Below are 11,972 nucleotides of genomic sequence, written 5' to 3' on the forward strand. Positions count from 1 at the left end.
GAGCAGCCAGACGATCGACCGCCACGTATTCCGCAGCCCGCACCGCGGGCGGCCGACCTGCGCGCCGGCGAAGCTCAGCAACCGGGGCCTCTCGCTCCTCGGCCTGGACCGGACCGCCGACGCGCGAACGCGCGCCTTCGCCGAAAGGCCCTCTCGGGTCGATCCGCGTCATCACGTCGGGGCCGATGGCCCACAGCGGGCCTGCTAGCAGGCTGGCGGACGGGGCGATCACCGATGCGGAACTCGTCCAGCCGCAGCATGGGCGCTCCCGCAGGTCACCGAGGCCGAAGCCGACGCCCACACCCACGCCGCCACGGGTGTACAGGCCCCGACGCGTCATGGCGGACGCGCCTGCACCTCGCCCGCGTCCGCCTGCGAACGCGGTGACCTCGGCGCGCCCGCGCACTCCTCGGCGTGCCTCGCGCGAGAACGGCCCGACGGCACCGACGCCCGCGCACGGCGGCAGAGGCTGCACGACCGACGAGGCGTGGCCGACGCCCACCGCATCGAGACCCGCGCGCTGGGCGGCCACGCCACAACTCACGCCACCCACTTAAGGCTCCTGGCCCGGCACTGCAGGTCTCGGGAGTGCTGCCGATCCGCTTCTCCCCCGACGGACGGCTCGCGCTGAGCGGCCGCTGGGACGGCGGGCTTAGCCGCCTGTGGGACACCACGCCACCGGCGCGACACGGCCGGCGCTCATGGGCGGCGGCGAGGGTGCTGCTGCGGCGTCGACCTCTCACCCCCGACGGCTCGTACGCCCTGTCCCACCGACCGCGGCGGCACCGTGCGGTTCTGGGACGGCTGGCCCGCCCGCGACTGCGTACGCGTCATCGGCAACCGCCGCCCCGCGAGGATGCCCAGTGCGGCTGAGCGCCACGGCGGCGCATCGGCGTGTGGATCGGCCCAGACGGACACGTCAGAGCCTGGGGAACCCCGCACCGGGACCGCCTGCGCCCAGTCGCTGGGGCCCGCCAGTCGACGGTGCGCGCTGGACAGCGGCTCGCGAGGCCTCGGTGAGGCCGACGGGCGTCACGTGCTCACCGCCGAGGAGGATGGGGGCGCGGCTGTGGTACGGCCGACGGCAGGTACCGCGCGCCTGACCACGGGCTCACGAGCCCCTCCTGTGTTTCGCCCCGGACTGGCCGCCTCGCCGTGGTCGCCTGCGAGGACGCCACGATCCGGATCTGGGACGCCGTCGCGACCAACTGATCACGCACCCGACCGAGCTTTGCTGCGGCCGGTCACACAGCGCAGGTCAGCGACGGCGGACGGCGACCAGGGGAGCACACCGTCCAGGTCTGGGGACACCGGCCGCTGTCTGCGGACCCCTTCTCCCCACAGGCCGCCACGGCATACCACGATCGGTTCTGGCGCCGGCGACGACCGGTTCGGCTGCTCCGTCGGCGGCCGCAACTCCCACAGCGAACCGCTGGCGTACCCCGACACCACCTACGCGGCAGAGCCCCACGTGATCAAGCCGCGCGAGTACGCCGAGTCCAGCCGCCTCGGCAGCGTGGCCTGGCGGAAGGACTCACTACTGGGCCCGCCAGACTGCTGGCGAACGGCCGGCACCGCCCCGCCCTCGACCTGCTGACCACACTCCAGAAGGCTCCCGGTTATGAACGCGCGCCCCCAGGTCCTGGCCGTCTGGCACGAACTGGCCAGTCGGCCCGCCACGTGTCGCTGCGCGCGGCCTGGTCACGACCGCTGGACGCCGGGCACCTCGCGTACGGCGCCATGCCGGATCAGCTACAGCCACTTACTGGAACTTTAACTCTGCAAGTCGGCCGAGGCGACGGGGACGATCGCGTGCGGACCCTGAGGCGACGGGGTGGCTGGGTCAACCTCAACAAATACCGGGCGACTGACGGGGTGGCTGCATAACAACAACCTTACCATCATACTAACTTCAATACTGGGCGATCGCCGCTGTTTGCGATATGTAAGCCTCTTAACCACAGGACCGACGGACATTTTTGGTTGTTACTGACATGATACGGGCGGCTTGCCCTGTTCAGGGTGGTGGCAGCAGATTGACAGATGACATCGTTGCGATAGATCAATGTCTACGTCGCCGGCAGTGGCGCCGCGGCGATCGACATTGCAGATCGCTCTTTTCTGCGGGACCCTCAACGTTCGTTACTACTTTGGCGAAGGACAGAGGACAGTTATCTCAGTACTGGCGAAGAATTTTCCTCGTACTATCGCAATTTGATGATATAGATTCGGCGCGAAGGACGAGCCGATCCGGCTGGGAGGCCGAAGGGCAAACGGTGCGTGCGCACGTTCACGGGCCACGAGGCTGGAGTCTCCGCCGTGCGGTTCACTCCCGACGCCCGGTTCGCGTTCTCGGCGGGCCACGACGGCGCCGTACGGATGTGGGACGTGGCGACGGACGCTGTCTGCACGTCCTCGAAGGACACCAGGAACGCATCCGGCACCTCAGGCTCACCGCGGACCTACGGAACTTGCTGTCCGCGGGCGACGACGGACTACGGCTCTGGCACCTCGACTGTGGCTGGCGGCCGACGGACGGTGACGCGGGCGCGCAGCGCTGGCCGATAGGGCCAGCGAGCCATCGGTACCATGGCGAACAGTCCCAAGGCCCTGAACCTGCGGTTCCAGGCCAACCCAGCAGGCGGCGATCGAAGCCGCGGCCGGCAGGAGAGCCTGCAGGGTACATCCTCTCCGCCACCGCGATCGACAAAGGCGACCGCGGTCGAGCGCAAAGTTCCTCCAGGCGTTCGAGGAGTCGAAGGCCCGCAGCGGAGAGGCGTTCCGCGCCGCGTCCGAGCAGCCTCCGGCACCCCGGAACAGCGGACCGCGGGCGGCGCGCCCGCCGCGACCTGGAGGAACAAAGGGCACGGGAACAAAGGTCGAAGCCGAAGCAGGGGCAGGGGCAGGGGCACGCCCGCGTGGGCCAGCCCGTCCCCGAGCATCCGCTCGACGATGACCTTCCTCCTCACGCCGCCAGACTCCTCGACGATGATCCCCAGGTCGGCGACTACACGGCCCCCTGTGCGCGGCCCGTCGCCCGGGTCAACGCGCGGGCGCTGGAACTGACATCTACGGCAGCCTGAACCTCAAGGCGGGCGCCCTGCTCCAGACCCCTGGCCCGGCTCCCGTGCCTGGAACACTCGAACGCCCGGCGTTCGCGTGGCGCGCCACGGAGGCGTACCTGGCCCTGAACGGCCGACGCCCCTCGACTACCCCCTCAAGGCAGCGGTCGAACTGGTCCACGACGCCGCCGCGGGCAAGGAGGGCGTGGCGGGCATCGCGCGGCGGCTGCGGGACTGGACGGTCGGCTGAGCGTCCGCGAGAAAGCGCACCTCACAACTCCCCGGAGACCGGCCCCACTTCACCCTCAGGCGGGCCTCGAGCCCGACTCCCGCGTACCGGTAGGCAGAGCGCGGCCGCACGACTGCGACGCCAACGAAGCACGAGTGAGACCGGGCCTCGCCTTCATCGAGGCCCAGTTGCCACACAGGGCCCACTCGGCGGCGTGGCGGAGGTGTCCTGGAAGGTCGCTTCGAACCGGAGCCAGCCGTCGGTGGCGGTGTCGGGTTTCGGCGCGGGACGGCCAGGGCGGTGTCCAGAGTCTTCTCCCGGCGGGACGGGGCGAGTCGCAGCAGGACGGTGAGGTGGTCGCTGCCCCGCGAAGAACTGGGGCCGAGCGTTCCCGCCAGATCCGGTCCAGGTCCACCGAGCCGGGCGCGCCGGGCCGGTTCGGGAGGTCCTCGGCCGCCCGCCAATAGCGGAACGCGGCGGTAGGTGCGGTCCGCGCCCTCCCGGGTGTGCGGCGGCCCTTCTCGCGCACGGTGACCAGGCCGATCGGGTCGACTCGTGCGCCACTGGGGTGCCCGCCCGTGGCCTCCGTCAGTGGAACGCAGGCGGTGGCCGGTGAGGACCGCGCGCCTGGACCTTCGGTCATGGTGGTGCCGGGCAAGTGTCTCTCGGTGGTCCAGCCTGCGGGGACGGCAGAGTCGGTCTCCAGGTCGACGAGGAAGCGCCGGGCCGCGCATGCTCGCCGTGGGTCCCGTGGCCGGCGGGCAGCGCGTCGACCACCCTGCGCGGCCGAGGCGAGCGCCGGGGCCGAGTCCGAAGACCTGGTCGCGGCGTGCCCCGGTCCGGCGGCAGCGGCAGGGCGAGCGCCTCTCGTCGTGTAGTTGAGGCCGGTGGGTTCCGGTACGGAAGCCGGGCAGCAGCTCGAGCCGCCGTACCGGCCGCGTTCGGCGTAGACCGGCGCACGCCGGCCGATGGGATTGCCAGCTGCCTCGATGTCGGCGCAGCACCGTGCGCGGACACCTCCAGTTCGGCGGCGTGACGCGGTCATCCGGCGGCCCGCGCTGCCCTCCAGCAGGAGTGACCAGCGAGACCACCGGTCGGCGCGCATCCGCGAACCGTAGCGAACGAGCGCGGCAAGCTAGTTTGAGGAACGTCGTGGGTGTGCGCAGGCGCTCGTTCCACGACGGCTGCAGCCAGCGAAAACGAATGGGCTGATGCGACGATGCAGCGCAGCGGATCAGCTTCCGGTGCCATGGTCGGTGGAGTTGGAGGTTCGGCCAGGAGGTCGTCTCCGGGCAGACGCGCACCCTGTACGCCTCCGGACAGACCGCGACGAGCGACGACGGCAAGCCCTGCACGACGGTGACATGGCGGCGCAGTTGGCGCTGGAGCGTCGACAACCTGGAGGCGGTGCTCGCTGGGGCCGGCATGACGCCTCGCGAACCTGGTCCGGCTGAACGTCTACACGACCGACGTCGACCTCCTCTTCCCAGCACTACGGCGTACTGGCGGCGCGCCTGGGCGCAGCCCGGAGTGGCACCGGCCTCCCACGATGCTGGGCGTGACGCGACTGGCGCTGCCCACGGCCCGTTGGTCGAGTTGGAGGGGACCGCGGTCGCGTGAGGAGGTCAGGCCGCGGGTGAACCCGGTGACCGCGGCCGCCGCGAAGTTGAGTCCCGCCGGGACCAGGAAGTCGTGGTACTCAAGCGGACCCCGCCCTGCTGCGTCAGAACCGGAACTTCGGCGACGAGGGTGCGGGGGCGCAGCCCGTCGTGAGGGTGATCCGCGCGCTGACCCGGTCGCCCTCGGCGAGCAGCGACTCGTAGCGCGGCTGCGTGGTGGCCCGCGGCGGGGCAGGGCGGCGCGAGTCGCTGTTGCGCTCACCTGGAGGGCCTGGGCGGCGAGGCAGGCCGGGCAGTGTGGCGCTCGCGGCGTTGTGTGGTGTCGCGTCCATCCCTGGACCTCCTGTCGGAGCGGCGCGCGCGCCGCTGCCCCTCACGTGTCGTACGGGAGTCGCGAGGCCCGCCTCGAGCGGCGGTGGGGGCGCCCGTCGCGTCAGAAAGTGCCGGGTGAACGGCGTCGAGTCCACCGCGAACAGGCTGTTCATCCGGTGGATTGGCGATCATCGACCAGCGGAAGCGGTGTAGTCCCCACTGACGGGTCGTTCATCACGCTCTCGGGAACGGCGCCCTGTGTGGACCTGCCTACTTCGCGGCGCGCGAGGAAGGCCAGAAGTCGCTCGCGGAGTTCGGTGACGGCAAAGCGGCTCGGCGCAGGTGACATGCAAGATCGGCGCCCTGCGTGCAGAGCGCCGACCTTGTGCGGTGCACGCGGCAACGTGTACCCGCTGAGTTCCTGATCGCGTGGGTGGGCCCGTAACGCACAGGAGTGGCCTGCCGATTTCGACGCCAGGCCGATTCAACGCAGAGAAGCTTCCCTCAGGAGGAACAAACGATTACTGAACGTCCGGGGACCGTCAGCTCCACCCGAAACGGGAACGGCAGGTCCAGAGGCGTGATGGTCGCCCAGCAGGTTCCTGCGCCGACTCCCGGCTGCGACGCTCGTCCGCGCTGTGGGAGTGCCGGGCTCGTGAGGCGAGCGATGCCCGAGCCGTGCCCGCCGCGATACCGGGTGGCGCAGGCGGCAGTGGCAGCAGCGGGCCGGCTCCAGGGGGCAAAGCGGCCCGGTGCCGCCGGGGCCGGAGTGCGGCGGCGGCGGGTTCCGGCGGTACGAACGGGGTGCCACGCCGCGTGCGGGCGGTGCGGGCGGCCTGGGCGCGGTGGTTCCGGGGGCGCTTCGAGCCGCGGCGGCAGCCGCGGTGAGCGAAGTGATGCGGGCGGAGGCGTACGCGATCAGGCGGGGGTGGGGCGACGGAGCCGCCGCGGGTGTCGAGTGCGCAGGCGAGCCGCCGCCCTCGGCCCGGCTCCGGCTCGGATACGTGCCCAGGGCGCGTCGCGGTTCGGCGGTGCAGGTCGCTCGCCGTCTCCCGCGCAGGCCGGAGAGGACCGGGCTTCCGGCGGTGCAGGTGACTCGGGACCTTGCCGAGTACGGGATCGGTGACGCGGACATCGTGCTAGGCGGGGCCGGTTGCCGGTGTTGAAGTGACCGGTGCCAGCGGATCGCGGCGCCGCTCCGGCCCCGTCGCGCGGGCCGTCTCCGGAGGCGCGTGGCGGCCCCGACGCCCGCTGGTATCCGGAGGGCGGACGCTCTGGACGGTGGTGCGCAGGTACGGCTGGCGACCGGCCGCGTGCGCCTCGCCGATCCAGGTGCCCGCGCGTGCGGCGCCGGCGCCGGTGGCCCAGCACCGCACGGTGCGCAAGGGCCGGTGAGCAGCGGGACCCGGCCGCAGGCCGCCGGCGGCGGATCGCGCGCCGGGCATCGCCGAGTCCCGGGCGCGCAGGTCGTGGAGGTCGGCGCCGCCGTGGTTGACGAGGCGGTACGGAGGTAGACGACGGCGCCGGTGCGGATGCCGGGCCGCAGCGCTCCGGGTGTTGGGCAGGTGTTCACGCGACCTGGAGGCCGAGGCCGTGCGTCTCGGCGCCGTCGGCGGCGGTGGGTCCGGTCGCCGACCAGGAGCTCGCGCCCAGGAGGGACGCCGATCAGCAGCCACCTTGCGGTTACCGCCACCGTCGCACCTCTCCGTCTGATGACTCACATCGGCATGCTGGGGGTGCGGTCGGGCGGGGCCGCGCCCTGGCACGCCCCTGCCCCCCGCGATTCACCCGAGCGGCGGCGCCTCGCCCGCCCTCACTGACGAGACTGCATGCCGGCTTGCGCTCATGTCGCTTTGCCTCAAGTCGCTTGCCTCATGTCGCGTGCTGCGGCCCCGGGCCGGGCCACGTACCGCCTGACCGCAGAGAGGCGCAGGCCACCGCAGGCGCCACGCGTTCGGCGGGGCTGACGGGGTGGGCATGAAAATGTCATGCGGGTGGCCCCCGTGAACTCACGGCGGGTCCGTGCCCGTTCCCTGTCCGGCCCCTGGCGCGTGGCGCGACCGTCACTTTTCTCAGACGCCTGCGACTGGGGGAATGGAGCAGCAGCTATGGGAGGTCGACGTCCTCGGGCCGCTCGTGGTGCGGACGCATCGGTGTGTCGCTGGCGCCCAGTGCCGCCAAAGCCGCCAGGTGCTCGCGCTGCTGTCGGAACCAATCTCGGGCAGCACGTGCTCGCTGGGCGCCATCGAGCGGGAGTTGTGGGACGACTCGCCGCCGGGTGGGCCCGCGGGGGTGGTGCAGACGTACGTGAAGCAGTTGCGGCGTGCGTTGGTCCGCCGCGCTGGCGCCGTACGGCGGGCCCGACGCGAAGACGCGGTGCTGCGCCGCGCCGCACACGGGTTACCTGTTCGAGCTGCCGTCGGGCCGATCTGGACAGTCAGGTCTTCGAGGCAGCTGAGCGCCGCGGGCAGCGGGCGCTGGCCCGGCGTGAGCCCGAGGAGGCTGCGGCGCTGCTGGACCGGGCGCTGGCGCTGTGGCGCGGGCCGGTGCTGGCCGACGTGCGGACGGGCTGTCCTGGAGTCCGAGGTGCGGCGCCTCGACGAGGTGCGGCGCGGTGCCCTGGAGCGGCGGACCAGCGCGTACCTGCTGCTGGGGCGGCACGCCGAACTGATCGGTGAGCTGAGCGTGCTGACCGCTCATCATCCGGCTGCAGCAGAACCTGCACGCCCCTGCTGATCCCCTGTCGCTGCACCGCGCGGCCAGTTCGGACAGGCGCTGGAGACGTTCCGACGGTTGCGTGCCTCGCTCACCAGCGAGTTGGGGATCGAAGGCCGTCGCAGCAGTTGCAGCAGTTGCGCAGGCCCGATCCTCAGCAGGGACCCAGCGCTGTCGTCCAGCGCATCCGATTTGGCTGTCTTCTAGCGGTCAACCGCATGCTCGTGGCGTGCCTGCCGGGGCCCGCTCCACCGTGCGTCGGCGGCGTCCGGCCGGTCGGGCGGTGGACCCGTCCGTGTCCGCACGCCGGGACCCGGACGTCCGCCGCCCCTCCAGGGTCCGACCGCCGTCGTCACGCCCGGTGCCGCGGCCCCGGCGAGTCTGCGGATGCCGGGCCCGCAGCACGCCGGTGCCGGGGCGGGTGTTCACGGTGATCCGAGGCCGAGGCCGTGCGTCTCACGGCGCCGTCGGCGGCGGTGGGGCCGGCGGCCGACCAGGAACTCGCGCCCGGGATGGCCGATCAGCGCCGCCGGCCGGTCGGCGTGCAGGAGCAGCCGGCCGCATCCGAAGGCAGTGACCCTTCTGCTGCTGGACCAGGCGCTGGTGACGCGGGCGGTGGATTCAGGCTGAGATCTTGAGGTCCTGAGCAGTCCCAAGCCCGTGTGTTCGCTGCGTGCGGCGGTCCGGACCATCCTGCTGAGGGAGTTCCGACTGCCGCAGAGTGTCGCTGGTGTCCGGTGGGGTGCCGGCACGCGCCGCGGCGGCGAAGGCGGCCACGGTGGCCGCCACCTGGTCGATCGCGGCTCCAGGCGGATCTCCTCGGCCTTCGCGCCACGGTGGAGACCGATCACGGGGACGTCCTCGGCGGGCGGGGTGAACGCCCGGTCGACGGTCAGGCTGCCCTCGCTGCCCCGCAGTTCGTAGGCCGAGCGGTAGGTGTGCTCCATGCCGAAGGCGATCTGGGGCCGTGACGCCGCCGGGCGTGCGCAGCAGTGCGGCGCCGGAGGTGTCGACCTGCCGGCCCGTCCCCGGGTCAGGCAGGCGCCGATGATGTCGAGCCTCGGGGCCCAGGAGGTGCAGTGCGCGGCCCGCAGGGGTAGATCCCGACGTCCATCAGGGCCCCACCCGCCGAGCTCCGGCCGGTACCTGATGTCACTGTCCGCGAGCGGCGGGATGGTGAACGCCGCGTGGAACGAGCGCAGTTCGCCCAGTGCCCCGTCGGCGAGCAGGTGCCGCACGGCTTCGTGCCGAGCGGTGATGGACGAACATGACGTTCTCCATGACACCCAGGCCACGAGAGGCGGCGAGCTCGAACAGGTCTCTGGTGCAGGCGTATTCGGTGGAGACGGGCTTCTCGGCGAGGACGTGTTTGTTCGTGCGCAGTGCCGCCTCGACCCATCGGGGGTCGCACGGCTGCGGGCAACGGCACGTAGACGGCATGGATGTCGTCCCGTGCCAGGAGCTCCGCGTGCCCGTGGACGCGCACGGCAGTCGAAGGTGTCCGCGACCCGCCGTGCCTTGTCCCGGTCGCGGCTGGGCGACCGCCACGACCTCGATGTCGGGACTGGCGGCGAAGGCGGGAGCATCCGGCGTACCGCGATGCTCGCGCATCCGATGACCCCGACGGAGTGGGGCGATCATCGGGTTACGGTCTTCGTCGCGTTGAGGCAGGCGAGCATGGTGCGGGCCTGGACGTTGAGGTAGTGGCTGTGCTGGACCAGGGAGGTGAGTTGCGCGGTGACCCAGGCGTAGCCGGGCGGAGGATCCAGCAGGGCGTCCGCCTCGACGACGAGGCAGCGGTTCTCGGCGTTGAGAATCGGCCCTCCCTCCTCGGCGTGCACGACGTCGTAGCGGATCCGGTCGCCGGCGGCGTGGGCACCGATTCCGCGAACGGGGGCGCTCCTGCTCCGGCAGGTGGGCGTAGTTGTGCGGGGTGTACTGCACGGTCGGTGCCAGCTCGACGGTGTCGACGAGGCCGGGTTCGACCCGGGCCTGCACCAGGACGTGCGGGGTGCCTTCGATCTCGCGGGTGAGGAAGGCGAGGACGCCTTGGTCGGCCGGCTCGAACAGGGGCTGGGTCCAGCCGGTCACCTCGCGGTTCCCGGCCTGGACGGACACGGCCACGACGTCGAAGTAGCGGCCCGTCTCGTGTTCGATGACGCTGTCTCGGCGCTTCCAGCCGGGGAGCTGGTCCAGGGGGCTGGTGCGGTGCGCACGCAGTGCCGGGTGCGCTCACCGGTGATCCACGAGCAGTTCGGTGTCGGTGAGCAGGGCGTCGCCCGATGTGTCGTCGGTGGGCAGGCACGACGGCACCGTGCGTGAGTCCATGTTGATGACGTTGTCCCGGTGCAGCAGCTCGTTGATCTGGCCGAGGTCAGCCAGCAGAAGTCGTCCAGCAGCGGCACGTCGCCCACCGCCTCCACGACCATGTTGCGGTTGGACTTCCGCGAGAACCACGAGCCGTGCTCGGACTGGCGCACGTCCACGATGACGCGGCCGCGGTCGGACCGACGAAGTGCTCGATGTACTTGACGTCTCCGCCTTGGTGGGCCTTGGTGTAGTTGCTGCGGGTCGCCTGGACCGTGGGCGAGCTGGAGCAGGTTCAGGTTGCCGGTTCCATCTTCGCCTGCATCAGGAAGTGCAGCACCCCCGTCGAACTCCTTGACGAGGATGCCGAGGACACCCACCTCGATGCTGCCGCATGATGGGGCTGGTACCAGTCGCTGTGCGGGCCATCGCCATGCGGCGGGCCGTCTTCCGTGAAGTGCAGTCCTTCGACGGTGAAGAAGCGGCCGCTTCGGTGCACCAGGTTCCCGGTGTGCTCCTGGAAGGACCAGCCCTCCATTTCCGCGAAGGGTATGCGGTCCACGCGGAAGGTGTTGGCACTGCGTCGTTCGGCCAGCCAGCCGTCGAAGTGCTCGGTGGGCAGCTGCACTCCTTGGTTGGTCGCGGCCGATGCGGCGATACGTGCCGGCAGACTCTGGACCGCACGCCTCTGGAGGACATGGGACGGCATCGACGTAACTCCCCTGGCTCTCTGGTGATGTGGGTGGGGCAGGTGCTCAGCCGCGCTCGGCCACGAACTCCTTGATGGTGGCGACCACGTAGTCCAGCATTTCGTCCGTGAGTCCTGGGTAGACGCCGATCCAGAAGGTGTGCTCGGTGATGATGTCGCTGTTGGTGAGGTCGCCGACGATGCGGTGGGGGCGGCCGATGTAGGCCGGCTGCCGGGTGAGGTTGCCGGAGAAGAGCCGCCGGGTTCCGATCTTCCGTTCTTCCAGGTGTGCGACCAGTTCGGCGCGCGTGTAGCAGGGCCTCCGGGTCGACGGTGATGACGAAGCCGAACCAGCTCGGTCGGGACCGTGGGGTCGGCTCGAGGGCAGCAGGCCCGGAAGGCCGTCCAGGCCTTCGCGCAGGCGGCGCCAGTTGCGGCGTCGTGCCTCGACGAAGCCGTCGAGCTTGGCGAGCTGGGTCGGGCCCAGCGCCGCCTGGATGTCGGTGCCCCTTCAGGGTTGTAACCGACGTGGGAGAAGATGTACTTGTGGTCGTACCCTGCGGGCAGGTTGCCCATCTGGTATTCGAACCGTTTGAAGCAGGTGTTGTTCTTGCCCGGTTCGCACCAGCAGTCCCGTCCCCAGTCGCGCAGTGACTCCACCACGCAGGCCAGGCGGAGGTTGTCGGTGAGGACGCAGCCGCCCTCGCCCATGGTGAGGTGGTGCGCGGGGTAGAAGCTGACGGTGCTCAGGTCTCCGAAGGTGCCGGTGATCCGGCCGTCGTAGAGGGTGCCGACCGCGTCGCAGTTGTCCTCGACGAAGAAGAGGTCGTGGTCACTTGGCGAGTTGGGCCACCTCGGCCACCTCGAAGGGGTTGCCGAGCGCATGGGCGATGATGATCGCCCGGGTCTTGGGACCGATCGCCTGTGCCACCCGGTCGGCCGTCGTGTTGTACGTCGTGAGGTCCACGTCCACGAAGACAGGGATGAGCCCGTTCTGCAGGATCGGGTTCACGGTGGTGGGGGAATCCCGCCGCGACCGT

At 71.1% G+C, this 11,972-nt stretch carries 9 protein-coding genes and 5 pseudogenes; 5 read left to right on the plus strand and 9 right to left on the minus strand.

Going from position 1 to position 11,972, the window contains the following annotated elements; translation table 11 throughout:
* Positions 1-2,319: 2,319 nt before the first annotated feature.
* The 3 genes and pseudogenes from RBJ77_RS28915 to RBJ77_RS28925 all read left to right on the plus strand — a co-directional run bounded on the left by RBJ77_RS28915 (position 2,320) and on the right by RBJ77_RS28925 (position 4,911).
* Positions 2,320-2,568: a hypothetical protein gene (locus tag RBJ77_RS28915; protein WP_372347740.1), complete on the plus strand. Its 249-nt coding sequence runs from the start codon at positions 2,320-2,322 to the stop codon at positions 2,566-2,568.
* A gap of 350 nt (positions 2,569-2,918) precedes the next feature.
* A pseudogene (locus tag RBJ77_RS28920) lies at positions 2,919-3,312 on the plus strand (fic family toxin-antitoxin system, toxin component).
* A 1,190-nt stretch (positions 3,313-4,502) separates the two neighbouring features.
* Positions 4,503-4,911 (plus strand): annotated as a pseudogene (locus tag RBJ77_RS28925) (RidA family protein).
* 103 nt (positions 4,912-5,014) lie between these two features.
* Here the strand turns inward: RBJ77_RS28925 and RBJ77_RS28930 are convergent.
* Positions 5,015-5,242, minus strand: coding sequence for a hypothetical protein (locus RBJ77_RS28930; RefSeq protein ID WP_372347698.1), 228 nt, complete (start codon positions 5,240-5,242; stop codon positions 5,015-5,017).
* Positions 5,243-7,330: 2,088 nt separating this feature from the next.
* Here RBJ77_RS28930 and RBJ77_RS28935 point away from each other — a divergent pair.
* Positions 7,331-7,958: pseudogene (locus RBJ77_RS28935) on the plus strand (BTAD domain-containing putative transcriptional regulator).
* A 404-nt stretch (positions 7,959-8,362) separates the two neighbouring features.
* Here RBJ77_RS28935 and RBJ77_RS28940 read toward each other — a convergent pair.
* The 4 genes and pseudogenes from RBJ77_RS28940 to RBJ77_RS28955 all read right to left on the minus strand — a co-directional run.
* On the minus strand, positions 8,363-9,175 hold the full coding sequence (locus tag RBJ77_RS28940; RefSeq protein WP_372347747.1) for a hypothetical protein: 813 nt from the start codon (positions 9,173-9,175) through the stop codon (positions 8,363-8,365).
* Positions 9,090-9,578 (minus strand): Gfo/Idh/MocA family oxidoreductase, encoded by a 489-nt coding sequence (locus RBJ77_RS28945; RefSeq protein WP_372347699.1) that lies wholly within the window; start codon positions 9,576-9,578, stop codon positions 9,090-9,092. Before RBJ77_RS28945 ends, RBJ77_RS28940 begins: the two co-directional genes overlap by 86 nt.
* Positions 9,575-9,778: an NDP-hexose 2,3-dehydratase family protein gene (locus tag RBJ77_RS28950; RefSeq protein ID WP_372347700.1), complete on the minus strand. Its 204-nt coding sequence runs from the start codon at positions 9,776-9,778 to the stop codon at positions 9,575-9,577. Before RBJ77_RS28950 ends, RBJ77_RS28945 begins: the two co-directional genes overlap by 4 nt.
* A gap of 109 nt (positions 9,779-9,887) precedes the next feature.
* A pseudogene (locus tag RBJ77_RS28955) lies at positions 9,888-10,157 on the minus strand (NDP-hexose 2,3-dehydratase family protein); the annotation flags it as partial.
* 126 nt (positions 10,158-10,283) lie between these two features.
* On the opposite strand from RBJ77_RS28955, the gene RBJ77_RS28960 reads away from it, so the two are divergent.
* Complete coding sequence (locus RBJ77_RS28960) at positions 10,284-10,469, plus strand: hypothetical protein (protein WP_372347701.1); 186 nt, start codon at positions 10,284-10,286, stop codon at positions 10,467-10,469.
* A gap of 70 nt (positions 10,470-10,539) precedes the next feature.
* On the opposite strand, the gene RBJ77_RS28965 is transcribed toward RBJ77_RS28960, so the two are convergent.
* The 4 genes and pseudogenes from RBJ77_RS28965 to RBJ77_RS28980 form a co-directional block, all read right to left on the minus strand.
* Positions 10,540-10,872: an NDP-hexose 2,3-dehydratase family protein gene (locus RBJ77_RS28965; protein ID WP_372347748.1), complete on the minus strand. Its 333-nt coding sequence runs from the start codon at positions 10,870-10,872 to the stop codon at positions 10,540-10,542.
* Positions 10,873-10,999: 127 nt separating this feature from the next.
* The gene (locus RBJ77_RS28970) at positions 11,000-11,431 is read right to left on the minus strand and encodes a DegT/DnrJ/EryC1/StrS family aminotransferase (protein ID WP_372347741.1); all 432 of its coding nucleotides are present in this window, start codon (positions 11,429-11,431) and stop codon (positions 11,000-11,002) included.
* A gap of 191 nt (positions 11,432-11,622) precedes the next feature.
* A pseudogene (locus RBJ77_RS28975) lies at positions 11,623-11,817 on the minus strand (DegT/DnrJ/EryC1/StrS family aminotransferase); the annotation flags it as partial.
* Complete coding sequence (locus tag RBJ77_RS28980; RefSeq protein ID WP_372347702.1) at positions 11,765-11,944, minus strand: DegT/DnrJ/EryC1/StrS family aminotransferase; 180 nt, start codon at positions 11,942-11,944, stop codon at positions 11,765-11,767. The pseudogene RBJ77_RS28975 and the gene RBJ77_RS28980, both read right to left, overlap by 53 nt.
* Positions 11,945-11,972: the final 28 nt, after the last annotated feature.

The organism is Streptomyces sp. KL116D, from assembly GCF_030766975.1.
GTDB lineage: Bacteria > Actinomycetota > Actinomycetes > Streptomycetales > Streptomycetaceae > Streptomyces > Streptomyces longispororuber_A.